The 22,954-nt window shown below is 71.4% G+C and carries 24 protein-coding genes; 13 read left to right on the top strand and 11 right to left on the bottom strand.

Annotated features, from left to right (window positions below; translation table 11 throughout):
• Nucleotides 1-174: 174 nt before the first annotated feature.
• Both ABD999_RS10090 and ABD999_RS10085 read left to right on the top strand, forming a co-directional pair.
• Nucleotides 175-1,404, top strand: a complete 1,230-nt coding sequence (locus ABD999_RS10090) for a serine hydrolase domain-containing protein (protein ID WP_333485721.1) — start codon at nt 175-177, stop codon at nt 1,402-1,404.
• Nucleotides 1,405-1,432: 28 nt separating this feature from the next.
• The gene (locus ABD999_RS10085) at nt 1,433-1,834 is read left to right on the top strand and encodes a hypothetical protein (RefSeq protein WP_148035523.1); all 402 of its coding nucleotides are present in this window, start codon (nt 1,433-1,435) and stop codon (nt 1,832-1,834) included.
• Here the strand turns inward: ABD999_RS10085 and ABD999_RS10080 are convergent.
• Nucleotides 1,809-2,771 carry a DMT family transporter gene (locus ABD999_RS10080; RefSeq protein WP_345482655.1) on the bottom strand — a complete coding sequence of 321 codons (963 nt, stop codon included), beginning with the start codon at nt 2,769-2,771 and terminating at the stop codon, nt 1,809-1,811. The genes ABD999_RS10085 and ABD999_RS10080 overlap by 26 nt on opposite strands.
• 93 nt (nt 2,772-2,864) lie before the next feature.
• Here ABD999_RS10080 and ABD999_RS10075 point away from each other — a divergent pair, with 93 nt between their 5' ends.
• The 7 genes from ABD999_RS10075 (at nt 2,865) to ABD999_RS10045 (ending at nt 9,869) form a co-directional block, all read left to right on the top strand.
• Nucleotides 2,865-3,716 carry a LysR family transcriptional regulator gene (locus ABD999_RS10075; protein ID WP_271280298.1) on the top strand — a complete coding sequence of 284 codons (852 nt, stop codon included), beginning with the start codon at nt 2,865-2,867 and terminating at the stop codon, nt 3,714-3,716.
• Between the two features lie 167 nt (nt 3,717-3,883).
• Nucleotides 3,884-4,885: a LacI family DNA-binding transcriptional regulator gene (locus ABD999_RS10070; protein ID WP_148035526.1), complete on the top strand. Its 1,002-nt coding sequence runs from the start codon at nt 3,884-3,886 to the stop codon at nt 4,883-4,885.
• 17 nt (nt 4,886-4,902) lie between these two features.
• Nucleotides 4,903-6,168, top strand: a complete 1,266-nt coding sequence (locus ABD999_RS10065) for an ABC transporter substrate-binding protein (RefSeq protein WP_271280299.1) — start codon at nt 4,903-4,905, stop codon at nt 6,166-6,168.
• Entirely contained in the window at nt 6,165-7,046 is an 882-nt protein-coding gene (locus ABD999_RS10060) for a carbohydrate ABC transporter permease (RefSeq protein ID WP_219542813.1), read from the top strand. Before ABD999_RS10065 ends, ABD999_RS10060 begins: the two co-directional genes overlap by 4 nt.
• Nucleotides 7,046-7,852 carry a carbohydrate ABC transporter permease gene (locus ABD999_RS10055; RefSeq protein ID WP_271280300.1) on the top strand — a complete coding sequence of 269 codons (807 nt, stop codon included), beginning with the start codon at nt 7,046-7,048 and terminating at the stop codon, nt 7,850-7,852. The genes ABD999_RS10060 and ABD999_RS10055 overlap by 1 nt, the downstream gene beginning before the upstream one ends.
• A gap of 10 nt (nt 7,853-7,862) precedes the next feature.
• Nucleotides 7,863-9,233 carry a sulfatase family protein gene (locus ABD999_RS10050; protein WP_271280301.1) on the top strand — a complete coding sequence of 457 codons (1,371 nt, stop codon included), beginning with the start codon at nt 7,863-7,865 and terminating at the stop codon, nt 9,231-9,233.
• A gap of 39 nt (nt 9,234-9,272) precedes the next feature.
• The gene (locus ABD999_RS10045; RefSeq protein WP_148035529.1) at nt 9,273-9,869 is read left to right on the top strand and encodes an AAA family ATPase; all 597 of its coding nucleotides are present in this window, start codon (nt 9,273-9,275) and stop codon (nt 9,867-9,869) included.
• Here the strand turns inward: ABD999_RS10045 and ABD999_RS10040 are convergent.
• Nucleotides 9,856-11,820, bottom strand: a complete 1,965-nt coding sequence (locus ABD999_RS10040; RefSeq protein ID WP_271278466.1) for a family 10 glycosylhydrolase — start codon at nt 11,818-11,820, stop codon at nt 9,856-9,858. The genes ABD999_RS10045 and ABD999_RS10040 overlap by 14 nt on opposite strands.
• A 187-nt stretch (nt 11,821-12,007) precedes the next feature.
• Between ABD999_RS10040 and ABD999_RS10035 the strand changes: the two genes are divergently transcribed.
• Nucleotides 12,008-13,522: a golvesin C-terminal-like domain-containing protein gene (locus ABD999_RS10035; RefSeq protein WP_271278467.1), complete on the top strand. Its 1,515-nt coding sequence runs from the start codon at nt 12,008-12,010 to the stop codon at nt 13,520-13,522.
• A gap of 56 nt (nt 13,523-13,578) precedes the next feature.
• Here ABD999_RS10035 and ABD999_RS10030 read toward each other — a convergent pair whose 3' ends face one another.
• The 5 genes from ABD999_RS10030 to ABD999_RS10010 form a co-directional block, all read right to left on the bottom strand.
• Nucleotides 13,579-14,589, bottom strand: a complete 1,011-nt coding sequence (locus tag ABD999_RS10030; protein WP_271278468.1) for a chemotaxis protein CheB — start codon at nt 14,587-14,589, stop codon at nt 13,579-13,581.
• Between the two features lie 85 nt (nt 14,590-14,674).
• Entirely contained in the window at nt 14,675-15,184 is a 510-nt protein-coding gene (locus ABD999_RS10025; protein WP_148035533.1) for an STAS domain-containing protein, read from the bottom strand.
• A gap of 49 nt (nt 15,185-15,233) precedes the next feature.
• A complete protein-coding gene (locus ABD999_RS10020) occupies nt 15,234-16,052 on the bottom strand; it encodes a DUF1206 domain-containing protein (protein ID WP_271278469.1) in 819 nt (272 codons plus the stop codon).
• Between the two features lie 56 nt (nt 16,053-16,108).
• On the bottom strand, nt 16,109-17,296 hold the full coding sequence (locus tag ABD999_RS10015) for a YncE family protein (protein ID WP_271278470.1): 1,188 nt from the start codon (nt 17,294-17,296) through the stop codon (nt 16,109-16,111).
• The gene (locus tag ABD999_RS10010; RefSeq protein WP_271278471.1) at nt 17,293-17,802 is read right to left on the bottom strand and encodes a SigE family RNA polymerase sigma factor; all 510 of its coding nucleotides are present in this window, start codon (nt 17,800-17,802) and stop codon (nt 17,293-17,295) included. The genes ABD999_RS10015 and ABD999_RS10010 overlap by 4 nt, the downstream gene beginning before the upstream one ends.
• Before the next feature lie 143 nt (nt 17,803-17,945).
• Here ABD999_RS10010 and ctaD point away from each other — a divergent pair, with 143 nt between their 5' ends.
• On the top strand, nt 17,946-19,625 hold the full coding sequence (gene ctaD, locus ABD999_RS10005; protein ID WP_378525216.1) for an aa3-type cytochrome oxidase subunit I: 1,680 nt from the start codon (nt 17,946-17,948) through the stop codon (nt 19,623-19,625).
• A gap of 73 nt (nt 19,626-19,698) precedes the next feature.
• Nucleotides 19,699-19,926 (top strand): hypothetical protein, encoded by a 228-nt coding sequence (locus tag ABD999_RS10000; RefSeq protein WP_271278472.1) that lies wholly within the window; start codon nt 19,699-19,701, stop codon nt 19,924-19,926.
• Nucleotides 19,927-19,930: 4 nt separating this feature from the next.
• Here the strand turns inward: ABD999_RS10000 and ABD999_RS09995 are convergent, their stop codons facing one another.
• The 4 genes from ABD999_RS09995 to ABD999_RS09980 form a co-directional block, all read right to left on the bottom strand.
• Complete coding sequence (locus ABD999_RS09995) at nt 19,931-20,716, bottom strand: hypothetical protein (RefSeq protein WP_271278473.1); 786 nt, start codon at nt 20,714-20,716, stop codon at nt 19,931-19,933.
• 75 nt (nt 20,717-20,791) lie between these two features.
• Entirely contained in the window at nt 20,792-21,274 is a 483-nt protein-coding gene (locus ABD999_RS09990) for a metallophosphoesterase family protein (protein ID WP_271278474.1), read from the bottom strand.
• Nucleotides 21,271-21,798: a GNAT family N-acetyltransferase gene (locus tag ABD999_RS09985; protein WP_187281511.1), complete on the bottom strand. Its 528-nt coding sequence runs from the start codon at nt 21,796-21,798 to the stop codon at nt 21,271-21,273. Before ABD999_RS09985 ends, ABD999_RS09990 begins: the two co-directional genes overlap by 4 nt.
• Nucleotides 21,799-21,805: 7 nt before the next feature.
• Nucleotides 21,806-22,150, bottom strand: coding sequence for an ArsR/SmtB family transcription factor (locus tag ABD999_RS09980; protein ID WP_271278475.1), 345 nt, complete (start codon nt 22,148-22,150; stop codon nt 21,806-21,808).
• 52 nt (nt 22,151-22,202) lie between these two features.
• On the opposite strand from ABD999_RS09980, the gene ABD999_RS09975 reads away from it, so the two are divergent.
• Complete coding sequence (locus ABD999_RS09975; RefSeq protein WP_271278476.1) at nt 22,203-22,949, top strand: SDR family NAD(P)-dependent oxidoreductase; 747 nt, start codon at nt 22,203-22,205, stop codon at nt 22,947-22,949.
• Nucleotides 22,950-22,954 lie beyond the last annotated feature (5 nt).

Raw genomic sequence — 22,954 nt, 5'->3', positions numbered from 1 at the left:
AATGCCTGCTTGATCATTCATTGCGTTCAGCTCCATCCTTATTGCAATGCAAGCATCTAGATCCTGCTTGAACAGGAAGGATGTATGCCTTTTTGTGTTGACTGATTCTTGAATGCAATGTAGCTTTCCAGGTGTTCAAAGATTTCCGAACAGACGGTGAGCGAGGGGATGATGATGGAACACAGCAACGGCGGCTTCTCCGCGGCAGGGCTACGCAGGATGCGCGAGGTGCTGGCCGAGCATGTCGACTCCGGGAAGATCCCCGGGCTCGTCGCCCTGGTCAGCCGTGGCGGCCGGACACATGTCGAGGCGCTCGGGACGATGCACCGCGACGGCGGCGCGCCGATGAGCCGCGACACGATCTTCCGGATGGCCTCCACGTCCAAGCCGGTCACGGTCGCGGGGGCGATGGTGCTGCTGGACGAGTGCCGGCTGCGGCTGGACGACCCGGTGGAGCCATGGCTGCCCGAACTGGCCGACCGGCGGGTGCTGAGGCGGATCGACGGCCCGCTGGACGACACCGTGCCGGCGCGGCGGCCGATCACCGTACGTGACCTGCTGACCTCCACGTTCGGGCTCGGCATGGACATGATGGCGCTCGGCACGCCGATCATGAACGCGGTCTTCGAGCGAGGGCTCACGCCCAACCTGCCGGTGCCGATGCCCGAGCCTGACGAGTGGATGCGCCGTCTGGGCGAGCTTCCGCTGATGCACCAGCCCGGCGAGCACTGGCAGTACCAGATCAGCAACGACCTGCTCGGTGTGCTGGTGGCCCGGGTCACCGGCCGGTCGTTCGAGGATTTCCTGCGCGAGCGCGTCTTCGACCCGCTCGGGATGAACGACACCGGTTTCCACGTGCCCGCCGACCGGCTCGACCGGCTGCCGGCTCTCTACGCCCCCGACCCGCAGACCGGCGAGTTCCTGGTGTGGGACGAGGCCAAGGGAGGGCGGTGGAGCGAGCCGCCGGCGTTCCAGGGAGGCGGCGGCGGGCTGGTGTCCACCGTCGACGACTACCACGCCTACTTCCGGATGCTGCTCAACGGCGGGGTGCACGAAGGGAGGCGGATCCTGTCGCGGCCCGCCGTCGAGCTCATGACCACCAACCGGCTCACGCCCGAGCAGACCGCCGCCCGCACCGCCACGGCCGTCGACAACGTCCACATCTCGCACGGCCAGGGCCAGCACGGCGGCTGGGGCGTGGGGATGGCGGTGCGCACCTACCGCGGCGACTACGCTCCGGTCGGCCAGTTCGGCTGGGACGGCGGCACCGGCACCACGAGCTACGCCGACCCGCACAACCGGCTCGTCGGCATCCTGCTCACCCAGGTCGGGCTGTCCGTCCCGGATCCCGCGCGGCTGATCCACGACTTCTGGACCACGCTCTACCAGGCCATCGACGACTGACACCGACCCCGCGAAGGAGCACACCACCATGTCCATCACCCTCACCGACCAGGACAAGCGCACCCTGCGCACCGCCGCCTACGGCGCCGTCTCGCTGCTGGCCGCCGCCTCCGGCAAGCCCCACAAGGTCGCCACCGGCGGCTCCGTCGCTCTGTACTCCGCGACCGGCCCGGTCGGGCACGCGCTCGCCGAGAAGACCAGAGACATCGACCTGAACGGCAAGTCCGTGGCCGCGCTCGCCGACCATGTGCTGCCGGCCCTGACGGAGGCCATGAGCCTGCTCAAGCGGCAGGATCCGGCGGCGGCCGGCGACTTCCGCGACACCGTCCTCATCGCCGTCGAAGCAGCCGCCCGGGCACAGGAAGGCGAGCCCGGCCCAGTCATGGCGGAGATGGCCCGCAAGATCACCGCAGCCCTCGACGCCGGCTGACGGGATGTCCCGGGGTCCTCTCCGGATCCCGGGACGCGGCGTGCCGGGACCCGGAGAGGACCCCAGGCGCCGCCCGGTCCGTGCGCGAGAGGAAGACCCCGGCGATCACGAGGACCCCGCCCGCGACGACGTTCCAGCCCAGCGGTTCGCCGAGCAGCGTCACGCCGAGCGACGTCGACCACACCGGGGTCACGTACGTCACGGTGGCGGCCACCGTGGACCCGGCCGAGCGGATCACCCGCAGGTTCAGGATGTACGCCAGACCCGTCCCGACAGCGCCGAGCACCACGAGCGCCGCCGCGGCCGGCACGCCCGGCCAGGACGGCCCGCCACCGCCGAGGGGAGCGAAGACGGCCAGCTGGGCGGTCGCGCAGACGATCTGCACGGCCGACAGGGCGGCGGCGGAGCCCTCCCGCGCGGAGTAGAACCTGCGGGTGTAGGCGAAACCGGCCCCGTAGCAGGTCGTCGCCGCCAGGCAGGCGAGGCTCCCGGCCAGCGGGGCGCCGTCCACGCCCTGCCAGATCCCGAGGACCACGAGGACCCCCGCGAAGCCGACGAGCAGCCCGAGCAGGCGCCGGGCGGTCGGCCTCTCCTGCGGCACCATGAGGATGACGAACACCAGCGTGGTCAGCGGCGTCGTCGCGTTCCACACCCCGGCGAGCACCGAGCTCACCAGCGTCTCGCCGTACGCGAGGAAGGTGAACGGCACCGCGTTGAGCAGCGCGGCCACCACCAGCGCGTGCCCCCACACGGTGCGGTCGCGGGGGAGGCGCTCGCGCCGGAGCGCGCACACCGCGAGGAGAGCCAGCGCGCCGAAGAAGCACCGCCAGAACGCGACCCACAGCGGCGGGACCCCCGCCTCGACCGCGATCTTGATCAGCGCGAAGCTCGCCCCCCAGATGACCGACAGCATCACGAACCCCGGCATCCAGCGCATCCGGCCTCCCTCGGTGTGGCTATGGACGGCATCCTGCTCACGCGGGAATCATGAGTCCAACAAGTTGGACCACGGATGCCATGAAGGATGCTCATGACGGTGCACATCGCGCAGCTGAAGGCGTTCGTGGCGGTGCTGGACGAAGGCGGCTTCGGCGCCGCGGCCGACAGCCTCGGGGTGAGCCAGTCGGCCGTCTCCCACTCCGTCGCCGCGCTGGAGCGGACGCTCGGCACTCCGGTGCTGCTCCGCCAGGGCGGCCCTCGGCCCACCGCGTTCGGCGAACGGATCCTCGCGCACGCCCGCGCGGCCGTCGCGGCAGCCGTCGCCATCGAGGACCTCGTCGCGCGGCGGGACGGCGTGCCGAGCGGGGCCATCAGGCTGGCCGCCCCGCCGAGCGTGTGCCAAGGGCTCCTTCCCGGCCTGCTGAACCGCTGGAGGTCCGACTTCCCCAAGGTCGAGATCACCGTGTTCGAGGGCGAGGACGACGAGGTCGCCGACTGGCTCGCGGACTCCACCGTCGAACTCGCCGTACTGGTCGATCCGCCTCCGGGCGCCGGGGCGGTCGTCGGCGAGGACGCCTTCCACGCCCTGCTCCGCCGGGACCACCCTCTCGCGGGGGAACCGTCCGTCAGCATGGCGGACCTGGCGGACGACGCCTTCCTGCTGTCGTGCGGCGGCTGCGAGCCGCACATCAGGGAGGTCTTCCGACGGGGAGGCGTGCCCTTCACGCCCACGCACCGGATCCGCGAGATGGGCACGCTGCTCGCCATGGTGCGCTCCGGCGTCGGGGTGACCGTCGTGCCCGGTCTCACCGCCGCGATGATCGACACCCGGCTCGTCCTGGTGCCGCTCGACCAGCGGGTCACCAGGAGACTGGTGCTCACCGGCCCGCCCGGCCGGCCCTGGCACCCCGCCGCGGAGGCGATCGTGGACACCGTGCGCTGACGCCGAGTTCCCGCTGACCTCTTCACAGGGAGCGCGGCGAGTGTTAAACGATTAACTATGAGCGGGAACGTACGGGACCGCGCCTCGTACAGCAGAGGCATCGGGCATCATAGCGCCATCATCAAAACCCCCTTTACATATAGGGAATACTACGTTATACGTATAACATGCGACCCACCGCCAAGCAGGTAGCCGAGCTGGCCGGGGTGTCGACCGCCACCGTCTCGTACGTCCTCAGCGGGCGGGACCGGCGCGTCGGCGCCGAGACCAGGCAGCGCGTCCTCGACGCCGCCGCCCGGCTCGGCTACACCCCCAACCAGGCCGCCAGGAGCCTGCGCAGGCGCAGGACGCAGCGGGTGTGCCTGGTCCAGGGCTCGTTCGGCGGGGTGCCGACCGACGAGCGGCTGGCCCGCGACCTGCACGAGATGGCCGACGGGCACGGATACTCCGTCGTCACGCTGGCCGTCTACTCCGAGGCCCGCGCCGTGGCCGCGGTCGACGTTCTGCGCGGCGGCATCGCGGACGCGGTGCTCGTCAACAACGTCGGCGACCACCTCACCGAGGAGCTGCTCGCCCAGGTCGTGTCCGCCCGGCTGCCGACCGTCGTGATCGGCAACGGCCCCGTGCCGCCCGGCTGCGACGTCGTACGGGCGCCGGAGACCGAGGTGTCGGCCGAGGCGGTGGAGCACCTGATCGCCCAGGGGCGGCGGCGCGTCGCGTTCCTGGCCCAGCGCTACGAGCTCTACCGCGACCGGCCGATCGGCCGGCTCCTCGGCTACCACACGGCGCTCGACCGCCACGGGATCGAACAGCGGACCGTGGTGTCGGGCGCCGACGACCGGGTGAGCGCCTACCAGGCGGCGACCGGTCTGCTGCGCTCCCCCGACCCTCCCGACGCCGTCTTCGCCGCCAGCGACCGGGCCGCGATCAGCACGATCTGGGCGGTCAGGGACGCCGGGCTGCGCGTGCCCGCCGACGTCGCGGTGGTCGGCGTCGGCAACATCGACGAAGGCCTCATCACCAACCCCCAGCTCAGCACCGTTGGCCCCATCCGGCACGACTACACCGACGTCGTCCGCCTGCTCTTCGACCGGCTCCAGGCCGAGGAGCCACCGCCCGCCCGCGAGATCGTCCGCCCGTGGACGTTCGTGCGGAGGGGCTCCTCCTAGAAGGGAAACCGACGCAGATGTCTCCCCACCTTTCCCGCCGGGACCTGCTCCGCCTCGCCTCCGCCGCCGCGACCGTACCCATCCTGTCCGCGTGCGCGGGCGCCCCGCCCGCGCCGGGCGCCGAGCCCGGCACGTTCACCGTCTACTGGAACGCCGGCCACGACTACCAGGCCTACCGCAAGGTGATCGCCGAGTTCGAGCAGGCCAACAAGGTCACCGTCAACTTCCAGAAGTACCAGTGGCCCGACCTGCGCACCCGGCTGCTGGCCGACTTCGCCTCCGGGGTCGTGCCGGACGTGGTCGAGGAGCCCGGCGGGTGGGTGCAGGAGTTCGCGCTCTCCGGCAACGCCCGCTCGCTCCAGGAGTACGTCGACCGCGACGGCGCCGCCATGGGCTTCCCCGCCGACTGGCAGCCGGTCACGGTCGAGCGCAACTCCTACCAGGGCCAGGTGTACGGGGTGCAGCTCCACCTGACGTGCACCCTGCTCTTCTACAACAAGGGGATGCTCGACACCGCCGGCGTCCGGCCGCCCACCACCTGGGAGGAACTGCTGGAGGCGGCCAGGAAGCTCACCAAGGATGACGTGTACGGCATCGCGCTCAACCAGGACCACACCTACGCCAACCCCTGGCTGCTGCAGGCCGGCGTCCGCCACTACGACCCCGGCACCAAGGAGGTGCTGACGCCGCGTGACAAGGCGGTCGAGGCCATGCGGTTCCAGGCCGACCTGGTGCACAGGCACAAGGTGGCGCCGGTGCCGGTGTCGGGCACCGACTACTCGGGGCCGCAGAAGCTGTTCTCCGCCGGGCGGGCCGCGATGATCATCACGGGCCCCTGGGACCTCGGGCCGATCAAGGAGACCAGCCCCGACATCGAGCTCGGCCTGGCCGCCCCGCTCAAGAAGGACGGGCAGGCCACCAACGCGGCCGGCACCAGCCTGCTCGTGCCGGCCAAGGCCGCCAGGCCCGACCTGTCGTGGGACTTCATCAAGCGCATCACCGCCCTGGAGGTCGAGCGGGCGGCCACCGAGGAGGTCGGCATGCTCATGCCGCGCGTCTCCTGGGCCGAGCTGCCCGAGGTGGGGAACGACCCGCTGATCAAACCCTTCGCCGATGCGCTCGGCTACGCCCAGGACTCCAGCCAGGAGATCCGGCTGACCGGCCAGTCGGGCAGGTTCGACGAGGAGCTGAAGAAGATGTACCAGTCGGTGGTGATCCAGAACCGGCCGGCGGAGGAGGCGATCGAGGCCCTCGCCGAGACGGCCAAGGGCTTCCTGAAGTGAGCGTGCTCCGCCCGCGCACCCTGTCGGCCAGGTACGCCCGCACCGCTTACCTGTTCCTGCTGCCGGCGATCCTGTTCTTCGCCGCGTTCTTCTACCTGCCGATCGGGAACGTGGTCTCCACGAGCCTGATGACCGGGCCGCAGGCGGACCGGTTCACGGGCCTGGGCAACTACGCCCAGGCCCTGGCCGACCCGTCGGTGCGCCACTCGTTCCTGGTGACGGTCGCGTTCGCGGTGGCGGTGGTGGCGGGGTCGATCGTGCTCGGGCTGGCCCTGGCGCTGGCCCTGGACCGGCCGCTGCGGGGCCGGGTGGCGTTCCGGATGATGCTGCTCGTGCCCTACCTGACGTCGGTGGCGATCGTCGGGCTGCTGTGGCGCAACATCCTCGACCCGGAGCTGGGCGTGCTGAACCGGTCGCTGTCCGCCGTCGGGCTGCCCGAGCAGCAGTGGCTCAACACGCATCCGCTCCTCACCATCGCCGCGATCACCCTCTGGCAGAGCGCGGGCTACACGATGGTGCTGTTCCTGGCCGGGCTGCAGGGCATCCCGGAGACGTTCCACGAGGCGGCGAAGATCGACGGGGCCGACGGCTGGCACCGGTTCTGGCGGATCACGCTGCCGCTGCTGGCGCCGACGACGCTGTTCGTGTCGGTGATGGCGGTGATCTCGGGGCTCCAGGCCTTCGGTCAGGCGTACATCATCACCAACGGCGGGCCGGGCGACGCCACCGACCTGTCGGTGTTCCACATCTTCAACGTGGCCTTCCGCGCCCGCGACTTCGGCTACGCCTCGGCGCAGTCGGTGCTGCTCCTGGTGGTGATCGTCGCCTTCACCCTGATCCAGCTGCGGGCCGGGCGGCGCGGGGAGGTGCAGTACTGATGCGGCGCGCGCTGGTCTACCTGATGCTCACCGTCGCCTCGCTGGTGATGGTGCTGCCGCTGCTCTACATGCTCTCGCTGTCGCTGCAGACGGAGGCGGAGACGCTCGCGGCCGAGGCGGTGATCGTGCCGGAGAGCCCGCAGTGGGGCAACTACGCCGAGCTGTTCGAGCGGGCGCCGTTCGGCGACTTCATCGTCAACAGCCTCGTCGTGGCGGGCGCGATCACGCTGGCCCACCTGCTGTTCGACCCGCTGGTCGGCTACGTGTTCGCGAAGTTCCGCTTCCCGCTGCGCAACACGCTGTTCGTGGCGCTGCTGGCGACGCTCATGGTGCCGTTCTTCGTGCGGATGATCCCCTTGTACGTGCTCATGGCGCATCTCGGGTGGATCAACACGTACCAGGGATTGATCACCCCGTTCCTGATGGACGCGTTCGGGATCTTCCTGATGCGGCAGTTCATCCAGCCGATCCCGGACGACCTGATCCACGCGGCCCGGATCGACGGCGCTTCGGAGTTCGCGATCTACCGGCGGATCATCCTGCCGCAGACCCGGCCGGCGCTCGCTGTGCTGGGGCTGTTCACGTTCGTGTTCCAGTGGAACGAGTTCCTGTGGCCGCTGGTGGCGACCACGACGCCGGAGATGCGGACGATCCCGGTCGGGCTCACGCTGTTCAACCAGGAGTACTTCACCCTCTGGCATCTCACGGCGGCGGGCTCGGTGATCCTGTTCGTCCCCACCGCCGTGCTGTTCATCGTCAGCCAGCGATACTTCGTGCGCGGTATCGCGCTGACCGGCCTTCGTTAGGAGTCATCGAGTGCGCCCGAACGTGATCGTCGTCCTCACCGACCAGCAGCGGTGGGACACCGTCGGCCCGGCCTTCACCCCGAACCTCGACCGCATGGCCAGGTACGGGACGCAGGCCGCGGTGGCGCTGACCCCGCAGCCGGTGTGCGCGCCGGCCCGGTCGGCGCTGCAGACCGGGCGCTACCCGACCACGACGGGGGTCTACCGCAACGGCATCGTGCTGCCGCCGGAGGAGCGGACGCTGGCCCACCACTTCGGCGCGGCCGGTTACGCCACCGGTTACCTCGGCAAGTGGCACCTGGGCAGCCGGGATCCGGTGCCGGCGGACGAGCGCGGCGGCTACCGGAGCTGGCTGGCGTCCAACATCCTGGAGTTCACCTCCGACGCCTACCGGACGATCACCTACGACGACGCGGGCGAGCCGGTGTTCCTGCCGGGCTACCGCTCGGACGCGCTGGTCGACGCGGCGATCCGCTACGTCGCCGACCACAGCCGCGAGCCGTTCTTCCTGTTCCTGTCGTTCATCGAGCCGCACCACCAGAACGAGGTGGACAACTACCCGGCGCCCGACGGGTACGAGGAGCGCTACCAGGGGAGCTGGCTGCCGCCCGACCTGGCCGCGCTGGGCGGCACCGCGCACCGGCACCTGGGCGGCTACCTCGGCCAGATCAAGCGGCTGGACGAGGGGCTCGGCAGGCTGCTGGACGCGCTGCGCAGCATGGAACTGCTGGACGACACGATCGTGGCCTACACCTCCGACCACGGCAGCCACTTCAAGACCCGCAACGACGAGTACAAGCGGTCCTGCCACGACGCCTCGCTGCGGGTGCCGCTGGCGCTGCGCGGGCCGGGCTTCGACGGCGGCGGCGCGATCGCACGGCCGGTGTCGACGATCGACCTGCCGCCCACGCTCCTGGAGGCGGCCGGGCTGCCGGTGCCGGAGGAGATGCAGGGCCGCTCGTTCCTGCCGCTGCTGCGCGACGCCCGCGCCGACTGGCCGGAGGAGGTGTTCTTCCAGGTGAGCGAGTCGGAGGTGGGCCGCGGCATCCGCACGGAACGGTGGAAGTACTACGTGGTGGCCGAGGACGCCGACGGCTGGCACGACCAGGCCGCGCCCCGCTACCGGGAGCAGGCCCTGTACGACCTGGCCAGCGACCCGCACGAGCTGGTCAACCTGGCCGGGCTGCGCTCCCACGTCAAGGAGGCGGCCGGGCTGCGGGAGCGGCTGGCGCGCAGGATGGCGGCCGCGGGCGAGACCGAGCCGGTGATCGAGCCGGCCGTGGAGAGCGACGCGGAGGAGAGGGTGCTGGCCGACCCGGTCGTGCGGCTCGGCGGGCCCGAACCCGTCAGGTTCGGTCACCAGCGCCCGGGTGGTTCGTAGCCCTATACTCCTCCCGTCCTATTGGGAGGATGTGCGCCTTTGACCGCCCCGGTTCCCTCCGCCAGGAAGGCGGCCGAGCCGCTGTGCTACCCCGCGGGCTCCCTGGTGATCATCACCGGGCTGCCGGGGGCGGGCAAGTCGACGCTGCTGGGCCGCCTCTACCCGCTGACCGGAGCCGAGAGTTCCCCGGTCAGGGCGGGTGGCGCGACGGTCGTCGACTCGATGCAGTCCCGGCTGCGCTGGGCTGCCGCGCTCGCCTGGGCGCCGAAGCCGGTGCGCACGGCCGTGGTGTTCGTCACGCACATCCGGCGCATCCGGGCCGCGCTCGGGCGGGGCGAGTCGGTGGTCGCGCACAACCGGGGCTGCGGCCCGCTGGTGCTGCGCGGCTTCGCCCGGCTGGCCCGCCGCGCCGGCGCGGGCTTCCATCTGGTGATCCTGGACGTGCCCGCCGGCGCGGCGATGGCGGGCCAGCGCGCCAGGGGCCGGGTCGTCCCCTGGCGCACGTTCGCCCGTCACCGGCGCCACTGCGCGGCGCTGCTCGCCCGCGTCCGGGCCGGCGACCCGGCCCCGGCGGCCACGGCCCGGGTGCTGGACCGGGAGACCGCCGCGCGGCTGGCGGGCATCAGATTCGAGTGATGCGCACCGCGTCGGCGATCACGTAACCGGCCGTCGTCGTCCAGCGGCTCACGCCGACCACGTTGTACGTGCCCGCGTTCAGGGAGAAGGTGCCGATGCTCCGCCAGGCGCCGCCGCCGGTGCGCTGGTCGACGGTGACGGTCTGGTTGCCGCCCGAGGCCGCGACGATGTGCGGGGTCGCGCTGTTGTACCCGGCGTTGCCGGGATACCAGACCTCGACGCGGTACGTGCCCGCGCTCGGGATGCTCGCCCGGAACCAGGCCGGGTCGCTGGCGGCCACCGGGTCGGCGAAGCGGTAGTCGGCGCCGTGGCGCTCGGCGGAGAACGCGGAGGAGCCCCAGGTGGCGCCGGCGGTGAAGGCGGCGTCGGCGTTGTCCACGGTGACGGAGAACCCGCCGCCCGAGGCGGTCACCGCGCGGCCCGCGCTGGGCGCGCTCTCCTGGTGGGTGCGGGCGAGCGCGGTCACGTAGTAGGTGTAGGCGGTCCCCGCGGCGGCCGTGGTGTCGGTGAACGTCCTGGACCGGGTGGTGCCGAGCAGGTTGCGGGCGTCGGCGAACGCGCACGGGTCGGCGGCCGAGGGGGTGCCGTTCACCCGGTAGACGGCGTAGGCGGTGCCGCCGCCGTTCCAGGCGAGGGACACGCCGGTCGAGCCGCGGGTGGCGGAGGTGATGGCGGGGGCTGCGGGGGCGGCGGCCGTGCCGCGGGGGTGCGGCAGCGACGGCTTCGCGTAGTGGGCGGCGGCCAGGATGGAGAAGGAGTTGATCCGGTTGGCCCTGACGTCCTTGGCGCTGAAGAAGATGTCGCCGGCCACCTCGGGGTGCTGCCGGTTGAGGTGCAGGTGGTCGCTGAGCTCGTCCGGGTCCTGCCAGTCGGCGCCGTGGCTGCTCACCCCGGCCCGGTAGGAGGCCTGGCCGGCCAGGAGCTGCACGCCGGTGTTCCTGACCACGTCCGCCCACCAGGCGATCAGCACCCGGTAGTCGGCGACGGAGTAGCCGATGTGCCAGTAGAGCTGCGGCGCGATGTAGTCGACCCAGCCCTGCTTCACCCATCGGCGGGTGTCGGCGTAGATGGCGTCGTACGACTGCAGGCCGGAGGTGGCCGAGCCGAGCGGGTCGGTGCCGGAGTTGCGCCAGATGCCGAACGGGCTGATGCCGAAGGCCACGTGCGGCTTGGCCGCGTGGATGCGCTGGTCGAGCTCGCGTACCAGCAGGTTGACGTTCTCCCGCCGCCAGTCGTGCACGCTGGCGAAGCCGCCGCCGTACTGGGCGTACGCGGCCGAGTCCGGGATGGTCTGGCCGCCGGCGGGATACGGGTAGAAGTAGTCGTCGAGGTGGACGCCGTCGATGTCGTACCTGGTGACCGCTTCCATGATCACGTCTTCGATGAAGCCGCGCACCTGCGGCAGGCCCGGGTTGTAGTAGAGCTTGCCGTCGTAGGCGAAGCGCCAGGAGGGGTTGCGGCGGGCCGGGTGCGAGGAGACAAGCTGGTTCGGGTCGGCGTGGTTGGCCACCCGGTACGGGTTGAACCAGGCGTGCAGCTCCAGGTTGCGGCTGTGCGCCTCGGCGACCATGAACGCGAGCGGGTCGTAGCCAGGGTTGCCGCCCTGGGCGCCGGTCAGCCACTGCGACCACGGTTCGAGCGAGGACGGCCAGAACGTGTCGGCGGTGGGCCTGACCTGCACGACCACGGCGTTCATGCGCCGCTGGACGGCCAGGTCCAGCCAGGCGCGGAACTCCGCCTGCTGGGCGGAGACGCTCAGACCGGTCCGGCTGGGCCAGTCGATGTTGGCGACGCTGGAGATCCACATCGCCCGGAGCTGGCGCTTGGGGGTGGCCGGATCGGTCGCGCAGGCCGCGCGGGCGGTCACGGCGGCGGCGGGGGCGGCCGGGACGACGAGGGTGCCGAGCGCGGCGGTGAGTGCCACCAGGACGAGGCGCAGGAGCGTGGTCACGAAGATTAGTTTCAGCGCATCGTCATCATGGTGCAATAGTTTTCACAGCTTTCGCGGGGGCCCAACTTTGCCGGGGCCGCGACGCGCGGGCGGAAAGTTTCCTTTAATACCTGAGTAATGTCAATTATCGACATCTGTCATGAAAGTCCCTTACTGTGCGTGCGGTACCCCCCAGAGTGGAGTTCTCATGACACTGGTACGCACCCGATTAGTAGCCCTCGTCGCCGCCGCCCTCTCCACCCTCCTGGTCCTCGCCGTCCAGCCGGCCCTCGCGGAGCGCGGCACCCCGCTGTCGGACGCCTTCGCCAAGGCCGCCGCCGCCCACGACGTCCCCCGCGACCTGCTCGTCGCCCTCGGCTACGCGGAGACCCACCTCGACGGCCACGCAGGCGAGCCCAGCGCCAGCGGCGGCTACGGGCTCATGCACCTCGTCGACAACCCCACCAACAAGACCCTCTCCGAAGCCGCCGCGCTCACCGGGCAGCCGGCCGCCACGCTGAAGAAGGACGACGCCGCCAACATCCTCGGCGCCGCCGCCGTGCTGCGCTCGTACGCCGACAAGCTCGGCCTCGACGAGGCCGCCAGGAAGGACGCCGGCCGCTGGTACAAGGCGGTCGCCGAGTACGGCCACGCCTCCTCGCCCGAGACGGCCCGCCTGTACGCCGACGCCGTCTACGAGATGCTCGGCCTCGGCCTCCAGGCCCGCGGCGTGACCGTCGAGCCGCAGGAGGTCACCGCCGACCGCGGCGACCTGGCCAAGGCCCGCGACCTCAACGCGCAGGCCGCGGTGGCCAGCCCCGACTACCCGCCGGCCGCCTGGGTCGCCGCCTCCTCCAGCAACTACCGGGTGTCCAACCGCGAGACCAGCTACAACATCGACCGCATCGTCATCCACGTCACCCAGGGCTCCTACGCGGGCACGATCTCCTGGTTCCAGAACCCGGCCGCCCAGGTCTCGGCGCACTACGTGGTCAAGTCGTCCAACGGCGCCATCACCCAGATGGTGCGTGACAAGGACGTCGGCTGGCACGCCGGGAACTCCACCTACAACAACCGTTCCATCGGCATCGAGCACGAGGGCTGGGTCAACGACGCGTCCTGGTTCACCGACGCGATGTACCGCTCCTCGGCCGCGCTGACCCGCCACCTGGCCGACAAGTACGGCGTGCCGAAGAACCGCACCGGCATCATCGGCCACAACGAGGTGCCCGGCGCGACCCACACCGACCCGGGTCCGCACTGGAACTGGACCACGTACATGAACTACGTGAACGGAGGCACCACCAACCCGCCGACCTGGACCACCACGGTCGACAACGCCAGCTCCCAGTTCACCGCCAGCACCAACTGGGGCACCTCGGCGTACTCCAGCCAGCGGCACGGCGCCGACTACCGGTTCGCCGACCCGGTGGCCGCCAGCGACCCGGCCTGGTACTCGGCGGCCATCCCCAGCGCCGGCACGTACCGGATCGAGGTCTGGTATCCCAGTGATCCCGGATACAACAGCTCGGCCCCGTACATCGTGGCGGCGGCAGGCGGCAACCAGACCGTCTACGTCGACCAGCGCTCCGGCGGCGGAGCCTGGCGGAGCATCGGCACCTTCCAGCTCAACGCCGGCACGCAGAACGTCGTGGGCGTCAGCCGGTGGACCGGCGGCACCGGCTACGTGATCGCCGACGCCGTGCGCATCTCCCGCATCTAGATCTCACCCGCGCCTGACGGGAAGCGCCGCGCCGGTGCTCCCCGTCAGGCCCTCCTTCAGGACAGGAGCAGGCTGTCGTCGCCTCCGCTGATGCGGGCCTGCACCATGCGGATGGTCTCCACGGCCTCACGCGTCCGCGCCGCCTCTTTCCGGATGAAGCCGTGGGAGTGCTTCCCGCCGTGCTCCTCCGCCGACCGCGCCATCCGGCCGAGGATCCGCACCCGCTCGTCCAACCGCTGGATGGCAATCCACAGGGCTCTCTCCACCGCGTCCGACTGGGCCCCGACCAGGCTCTCGTCGGACCAGGCGTGTCCCACCCGGCAGACGAGGCGCGCGAGGCCCTCGTCCCTCTGCTCGTACATCGGACCGCCGCATTCCGGGCAGCCGAGTCCGGAGAGGGTGCCACCGGGCTCTGCCAGGGCGGGCTCCTCGCTCAGGAACCGCCCGACCTCCCGCATCATCTCCGTGTCGTCCATCCTGGCCTCCGTGATGACAGGCGTTCTGCTCTGCCGCACCAGCCAGTCGGCGAGCTCCCGTACGGGAAGCGACGGCGCGTTCGGGACCGCGGCGACGGCCGCCTCCGGCATGCCGGGGAAGGCCGCTTCGCCCGGGTCCTGCACCGCCACCGCGCCTCCTCTGCGGTCCACCGCGACGCACCCTCGCACGCCGTCGTCGAGCATGCCGCTCAGCACGACGGCGGCCACCCGCTCCCCCGCGTCGAGCGCCGCGCTCATGAAGAGCGGATCGGCCGCGGGGCGGTGACCGTTGTGCCGGGGGCCGCGTGACAGCCGGACCTTGCCCTCGTGGACGAGCAGGTGGTGATCGGGCCTGGCCACATAGACCCGCCCCCGGCGCAACTCCTGCATGTCCTCGGCCGGGACCGCCTTGAGCGGGCCCGCCCTGTCGAGGATCCCGGCCAGCACGCCGCCGCCCTGGGGCGGCAGGTGGAGCACCACGAGCACCGTGGCGGGGAGATCAGCGGGCAGCGATCCGACCAGCGTCCGCAGCGCCTCCACTCCTCCGGCGGAGGCCGCCACCACGATCGTGTCTCGTCCTACTGTCCACACCTTCTCCCCCTGTCCCGCAGGCGCGGGCTTATGCGTGCGAAGCGGTCGCCTGCCCGGCCATCCGTACGCGCGACTCCATGGCCTCTCAGGGGCCCGGCCCGCTCGCGCAGCGGCTCCGGGCGGAGGGTGATCGGCCGGGTGCCGAGGGCGGCATCGTGCCGCGCCGCCGGCCCGTGACAGGCCGCGCCGGGAGCCCGCGCAGCAGCGGCAGGTGACGAGGTCCCGGGGGCGCCGGCTCCGCGCACACGCCACAGGCGGCCAGCGCCTGGGGCAGGGTGTCGAACACCGGCAGCGGCGACCTCCGGCCCTTCTCCATGAGCGAGATGAGCCGGCGGAGCGCCGGGCTCGCCTCCGCGAGGAACAGGTCGCCGCCCTTGACCCGCAGGCCCCGGCGGGCGGCCACGAGCCGGCTCACCCCTCTCAGGTCGCAGAACCAGAGATCACCGGCCGCCACGACGACGCACATGGCCGGGGACGCGACCAGCGGTTCGAGCGTCTCGGAGAGGATCGGGACGGTCATCGCGTCCAGCTCACCCGCGAGGGCGACGACCATCGTGGTGTCCGCTATCGGCTTCAAGTGAACCGACAAGTACATGTCCGGCCTCTCCTTCGACTTCTCGACACCGCCGTGCGCTTGCGCTCCTTCAGGTGCGGCGCCAGCGGGACTCGCCGAAGCAGTAACCGGCGAACAGCACCAGCCCGAGCGCGACCGCGATCAGCAGCCACGGCCCGACGGGAGTGTCGGCGAAGGAGCGCAGCGCCTGGTCGATGCCTCCGGCCTTGTCCGGGTCATGGGTGATCGCCGCCTGGATGACGAGGAACCCGGCGAGCCCGGCGATGACGCCGCGGGCCACGTAGCCGGCCATGCCCAGCTTCTCCATCACCGAGCGGGCCCGGGGCGACATCCGCCCGAGGTCCAGTTCCTCGCGGAACTTCTTGGTGACGCCCTGCCGCACCCAGTAGACGCCGAGCGCGATGACGCCGAGGCCGACGGCGCCCACGATCCACTCGCCGGCCGGGAGGTCGAGCAGCATGCCGGTCACGTCCTGCGACTTCTCGTCCTCCGACGCGGCGCGCCCGGCCAGCAGCACGCTGAGCAGGGTGAACACGATCAGTCCGTAGACCACGGTCCTGCCGGCCGACTCGGCCCTGTCGAGCTTCTCCTGGTGGCTGAACAGCGCCTCGGACGCCTGCCACAGGGCCAGCGCCACGAAGCCGACGACCATCACCCACAGGATCACCGCCCCGAACGGCAGCTCCGCGACCGTGGTGATGGCACCGCCCTTGTCGGCCTGCTCCTCGCCGCTGCCCAGGGCGATCTGGACCGCCAGCACACCGATCAACGCGTACAGCACGCCGCGACAGGCCAGCCCGACCCGGGCCAGCCGGTCCAGGGCCGGGTGGTCAGCCGCTCGCCGGGCAGCGGCCTCCGCTGACCGCCCCGCGCTCTGCGCAGTGTTCACGGGATCCTCCTCGGAAGTTGAAAGGACCGTAAAGTGCCCAGAATCGGGGCGATCAGTCACCGGGGTGTGAGCACCCACCTCCAGCTGCCGTCCTCCTGGCTCTCCTGAACGCCGGTGAGCGGGACCGTGGTGCGGCCGTCGACGCTGACGAGCACCAGGCCGTTGCGGAACTCGTTCTCGCACCCTCCGGCGCAGCCGAGCGCGATGACGTGCTCGTCGTCGGCCCAGCCGATGAGCTGGAGCACGTTCTGGCTGCCGGCGACCTTCCCGGTGCGCCGTTCGATGATCGCCGTGGGCAGCCCGTCCGGGCCGAGTTCGAGCCGGCCGTCGGGCGAGATCTTCGACTCACCGTGGCGGTTGAACGCCTCACCGGGCGGCGGCTCCGCGGGCCGGCCGTCGAGGCCGTAGTAGACCCGCTCCGGGGAGGAGATCATGGTGGGCCCCCAGATCAGCGAGCCGTCGAGGCTCCAGCCGAGGTCCTGCCTGCCGTTGGAGTTGCTCGGCGGACCGTCCGTGCCGGGCAGCGGCGGCAGCGCGTGGTGTTCGGCCCGGCCCGTCGGCACGTCGATCAGGTAGTAGCCGGTGCGCGGGCTGTCCTTCCGCCGCCATGCGACCCCGTCGGTGGGCAGCTCGTCGGGGTAGGAGGAATAGGTGGTGGCCAGCAGTTTCGTGCCGTCGGGCGACCAGGCGACGTGCCCGGCCCGGCGACCGAGCTGGATCCAGGAGAGGAACTGCCGGGTGTCCAGGTCGATGACGCCGATCCGGTCGCCCAGCAGGTCGCCCTGGACCACGGCGGCGACCCGCATGCCGGGGGCGACGTCCACCCAGGCCCAGGGGGTCTCCTCGTAGCTGTCGGTACGCGGGTCGTACAGGTGCCAGGTGCGCCGGACGTGGTCCAGCCCGTTCTCCCCCTTCTCCCTGCGCAAGGTGTAGTACGCGCCGACCGCCAGATTTCCGGCGGCCACGAGCTTCGTGGGCCGCCCGTGGTCCGGGTCCGCCCGCACGTCCGTGGGCGCCGGCGAGGGCCGGGGCGGAAGCGTGACCGTCACGGCCGGCAGCACGGGGCCTGGCGGCTGGACGGTCACGAACACGGCGACGGCGGCGATGACCGCCGCGGCCAGCAGCGCGGCGCCGGCGGGCAGCAGGCCGCGCCGCCTCCTCCGCAGCGCCCGATCGGCCAGGTCGTGCGGCACCTCGGCCTGCCCGGCCCACTCCTCCATCGTCTCGCGGAGCAGCCTGGTCATTTCGCGGCCTCCAGTTCCTCGGCGAGTTCGGGTGCGACCTCACGCAGCCGGGCCAGCGACCGGTGCGCGGTGCTGCGTACCGTGCCGACCGAGCAGCCGAGCCGGCGGGCCACCTCGTGATCCGGCAGGTCCTCGAAATAGCGCAGCACCAGGACCGTGCGCTGCCTGGCGGTGAGCTTGGCCAGCGCGGCGCGCAGCACCACGCGGAGCTCGCTCTGATGGGTACGGTCGCGCCCGGGCAGGTCGGGCACCGCGCCGCGGACCACCTCGACCCGCCGGCCCGTCGCCCGCCACCAGCTGATCTGCTGGCGGTACATGATCTGCTTCGTGTACGCCTCCGGTGCGTCCACCCGCCGCCATCTGCTCGCCAGCTTCGCCAGCGCCGCCTGCACCAGGTCCTCGGCCGCGTGCTGGTCGCCACCGGTGAGCAGGAAGCCGAGCCGCATCAGCGCGGGGGACCGCGCGGAGACGAACTCGCGGAAGCCGCGCTCGTCTTCGGCGTCCACGTCACCTCCAGGGATTGACTGTCACCACTGAGACGCCGCGAACCCGGGCCCGCTATGCCGCAAGCCATCACTTTCTTGGGCCTACCGTGGCGACACGGAGGGTAGTTGGTTCTTTACGGAGCGCCTGCCGAGGGGGAACCAGGGTGACGATCCAGAAGCCGAGAGACGAGGAGCCGACGACTTCGCCGCCGGCCCCGGTCCACGGCCGTCGCACGGGCGCGGTCATCACCAAGTGGCTCACGTCCACGGACCACAAGGTGATCGGCTACCTGTACCTGATCACGTCTTTCATGTTCTTCCTGTTCGCGGGCGTCCTGGCCATGATCATCAGGGCCGAGCTGGCGGGGCCCGAGCTGCAACTGGTGAACGCGGAGCAGTACAACCAGCTGTTCACCATGCACGGCGTGATCATGCTGCTGCTGTTCGCCACCCCGCTGTTCGCCGGGTTCGCCAACGTCATCATGCCGTTGCAGATCGGGTCGCCGGACGTGGCCTTCCCCCGGCTCAACATGGCCAGCTACTGGCTGTTCCTGTTCGGCGGGCTCATCACCGCGTCCACCTTCCTCACCCCCGGCGGGGCCGCCAGCTTCGGCTGGTTCGCCTACACCCCGCTGTCGTCGGCCACGTACTCGCCCGGGATCAGCGGCGACCTGTGGATCATGGGGCTGGTGCTGGCCGGGCTCGGCACCATCCTCGGCTCGGTCAACTTCATCACCACGATCATCTGCATGCGCGCGCCGGGCATGACCATGTTCCGGATGCCGATCTTCACCTGGAACGTGCTGCTGACCAGCATGATGGTGCTCATGGCGTTCCCGGTGCTGGCCGCCGCGCTGCTGGCCCTGGAGGCCGAACGCAAGTTCGGCGTGCACGTCTACGACCCCGCGGCCGGCGGGCCGATCCTCTACCAGCACCTGTTCTGGTTCTTCGGGCACCCCGAGGTCTACATCATCGCGCTGCCGTTCTTCGGCATCATCACCGAGGTCATCCCGGTCTTCAGCCGCAAGCCGATCTTCGGCTACATCGGGCTGGTCGGCGCGACCATCGCCATCGCCGGGCTGTCGATGACCGTCTGGGCGCACCACATGTTCCCCACCGGGCAGGTGCTGCTGCCGTTCTTCTCGTTCATGACCTTCCTGATCGCGGTGCCGACCGGGGTGAAGTTCTTCAACTGGATCGGCACGATGTGGCGGGGACATCTGAGCTTCGAGACCCCGATGATGTTCGCCGTCGGGTTCCTCATCACCTTCCTGCTCGGCGGGCTCACCGGCGTCATCCTGGGCTCGCCTCCCTTGGACTTCCAGGTCACCGACTCCTACTTCGTGGTGGCCCACTTCCACTACGTGGTGTTCGGCACCGTGGTGTTCGCGATGTTCGCCGGGTTCTACTTCTGGTGGCCCAAGATGACCGGGCGGATGCTGGACGACCGGCTCGGCCAGATCCACTTCTGGCTGCTGTTCATCGGCTTCCACACCACGTTCCTGGTGCAGCACTGGCTGGGCTGGGCCGGGTTCCCGCGCCGCTACGCCGACTACGCGCCCGGCGACGGGTTCACCCTGCTCAACCAGATCTCGTCCGTCGGCGCGGCGATCCTCGGGCTGTCGACGCTGCCGTTCCTCTACAACGTGTGGATCACCCAGCGCAAGCCGCGCTGGGTGACGCTGGACGACCCCTGGGGGTTCGGCGGCTCGCTGGAATGGGCCACGAGCTGCCCGCCGCCGCGGCACAACTTCTCCTTCATGCCGCCGATCCGCTCCGAACGGCCCGCGTTCGACCTGCACTACCCGCACACCTACCCCAAGCGGGACGAGATCGAGGCGTGACACATACTTCGGTCGGTCCTGAGCATCCCTAAGGCCGATCCGCCGGGCCGCGGCCGGGCACTAGCGTCGGGCCATGCGCAAAGCCATCCAGATCGTCGGCTTCGTCCTGGCGCTCCAGGGCATCAGCGGGGCCATCGACCACGTGGCCGTCCAGCCGTTCTTCGGCTTCTTCCTCAACTTCTTCAACCGGGTGATCATTCCCCGTATCGACGTGCTGACCGGCTACGAGCTGTTCGCCAACCTCGCCCTGGCCGCCCTGGGCGTCGTGCTGGTGATCGCCGCCGAACGCGCGCCGGGTTGACCGGCTACGTCGCGTAGCTGAGCCGGGGATGGTCGCGCAGGATGATCGGGGCCGACAGCATCGTGTGCCGCTCGCCGACCTCCCCCACCAGCACCGGCCAGGTGCCGATGTTGCGGCAGCCCTCGGCCAGCGGGCGCAGCTCGGCCGGCGGGTTCAGGAGAGAGACGAACCGCCCGCCGTGGGTGCGCACCACGCTCTGCGCCGACACGAACGTGTGCCTGAGCACCTCCGCCCGATCCTCGCCCCGCCAGTCGGTGGTGTTGGCCACCTTGACCGTCAGCCTGAACAGCCGGTCGCGCAGCGGCTCCGCGCGCACCACGGCCTGGCCGTGCAGGGTCTCCCAGCAGCGCAGCACCGCCCCGGCCCGGCCGCGGGCGTCGATCAGCCAGACCGCCTCCTGGTCGCCCGGCACGTCCACGCGCATCGTGTACGCCGCCGCCGCCAGGTCCGCGAGCGTCAGCCCCGACACGGCCGCCTCGCGCTCGCGCGCCTCCAGCCCCGAGACGTAGCGGGCGCCGTCGACGGTCAACTCGGCCGCCGGTTCCAGCTCGCCGCCGCGCGCCCGCGCCACCTCGCGGCTGACCAGTTGCAGGAACCGTACGTGCACGTCCACGGTGTCGGCGGGGGCGGCCTCGACCAGGCACTGGGTCTGCATCATCCAGGAGAGACCGGCCCGCCCGCTGGCGTAGGGCTCGGGGTGGAGTCCGCGCAGGTACCGGTCGTCCAGCAGCCGATGGTACGGGTGGCACTCGTACAGCACGGCCTGCGCGATCTGTCGCGCTCTGTCCATATCGAGCCGCCTTGCAGTCGATCTGTCACTTTCTGTAATCGACATACCGCTCGGGCGTGACAGACAAACCCGTGCTCAGGTGACCGGGACGATCTCGGCCTCGACCAGCGCGCCGCCCTCGACGCGCAGCACCCCCACGGTGCCGTGCGGCTGGCGGCGCCGGTCGGTCGGCGATCCGGGGTTGAAGATGCGCGGCCCGTCACCGGACTCGTCGAGCGGGATGTGCGAGTGCCCGAACACCACCAGGTCCGCCTCCGGGAACCGCCGCCGCATCCGGGCCGTCCGTCCCCGCGCCGGGCCGCTGTCGTGGATCATGCCGACCCGCAGCCCGCCCAGGTCGAGCTCCAGCGTCTCGGGCGCGTCCAGGTCGGGCCCGTCGTTGTTGCCCTTCACCACGTGCACGGGCGCGTACGCGGCCAGCTCGGCGAGCACGGGGGGCACGCACACGTCACCGGCGTGCAGGATCACGTCGGCGCCCACCAGCAGCTCGGCCACCCTCGGCGGGCACGACTTCCAGCGGCGCGGCGCGTGCGTGTCGGACAGCACGACCACTCTCACGCCACGTCCCTACCCGTCCGCAGCACGAGCACCTCCAGGGCCCGCTCGGGCAGCGCGCCGACCCGCCGCCAGCCCAGCGCCCGGTAGAAGCGGGCCGCGGGAGCCCGCGGCGAGGTGAGCAGCCAGGCCCGCGGCCACCCGGCCACCGCCGCGTCCAGCAGCCGCCGCCCGATCCCCCGGCCCTGGGCGCCGGGGCCCACGAACAGCTCCACGACCTCGAACGCGCCCCTGGTCAACCCGGCCACGACCTCCGGGCCGCAACTGCGCTGGAGCTCCTCGTAGATCGCGTTGCCGGACAGGTCGTCAGGCGTCGGCCACCCGAAGCACACGCCCACGAGCTCGTGGCCGTCGCGCTCGATCCACGCGGCGAACCCGGGCCGTTCGGCGTCGCGCGCCAGCTTGCCGGGGAAGGCGGCGAAGTCCTCCTCGGTCTCGTACCAGGGCGGCACGGAGAAGCACTGCCGGTAGAGGCCGGCGATCTCGCCGGAGATCGTCACGCAGCCGGGGCCGTCGAGTCGCTCCACCACCCCATTATCGGTGGCCGGCGAGCCCCACCTGGTCGCCCACGTCCTCGCCCTCCGCCGCCGCCAGCACCGCGTCGAGCAGCCCGGGGAAGCGCCGGTCCAGGTCGGTGCGGCGCAGCGTGACGTAGCAGCGGGTGCCCTCCTGGCGGGTACGGGTGATGCCGGCGTCGCGGAGGACCTTGAGGTGGTGGCTCAGCGTGGACTTGGCCACCGGCGCGCGCAGCTCGCCCCAGCCGCGCTCGCGGCCGTCGGACAGCACCCGCACCAGGCCGATCCGGATGGGGTCGCTGAGCGCGGCCATCGCGGCGACGAGCCTCAGCTCGTCGGCGGCGGGGTGCGCGGCTCGCTTCACGCCCCCATGGTAGCTTGTTCGACATTCTACGAACATCGAACAAGGGAGGGTCATGGACCTGGACGGCAAGTCCGTGATCGTGACCGGGGCCAGCTCCGGCATCGGGCGTGCGACGGCCGTGGCGTTCGCCCGCGCCGGCGCGCGGGTGCTCGGCGTCGGCCGCGATCAGGACGAGCTCGACCGCACCGCCCGGCGGCATCGGGACATCGTCCCGTTCGCCGCCGACCTCGCCACGCCGGGCACGCCGGAGGCGGTCGTCCAGGCGGCGGCCGACCGGTGGGGCAGCCTGGACGTGCTCGTCAACAACGCCGGAGCCACCGCCGTCATGCCGCTGGAGCGGCTCGACGCGGACCGGGCGCGTGCCCTGTTCGAGCTGAACGTGATCGCGCCCAGCCTGCTGGCCAAGGCCGCGCTGCCCCACCTGCTGCGCTCCCGCGGCTCCATCGTCAACGTCTCCAGCACCTACGGGCACCGGCCGCTGCCGGGCGGCTCGCACTACGCCGCCTCCAAGGCCGCGCTGGAGCAGCTCACCCGGAGCTGGGCGCTGGAGCTGGCCGGGGCCGGGGTGCGGGTCAACGCGCTGGCTCCGGGCCCCACGGAGAGCCGGGCACTGGCCCGCGCGGGGCTGCCGGAGCCGGAGGTGGAGCGCATCAAGCAGGACGAGGCCCGCCGCGTCCCACTCGGCCGGCGCGGCACCCCCGAGGAGGTCGCCACCTGGATCGTCCGGCTCGCCGACCCCGCCTCGACCTGGCTCACCGGCCAGGTGCTCACCGTGGACGGCGGCCTCGACCTGACCTGACCGGG

Source organism: Nonomuraea ferruginea (genome assembly GCF_039540635.1).
Classification (GTDB): Bacteria; Actinomycetota; Actinomycetes; order Streptosporangiales; family Streptosporangiaceae; genus Nonomuraea; species Nonomuraea ferruginea.
The sequence above is the reverse complement of the archived record's forward strand: the minus strand, read 5'-3'. Positions and strand labels throughout refer to the sequence as shown.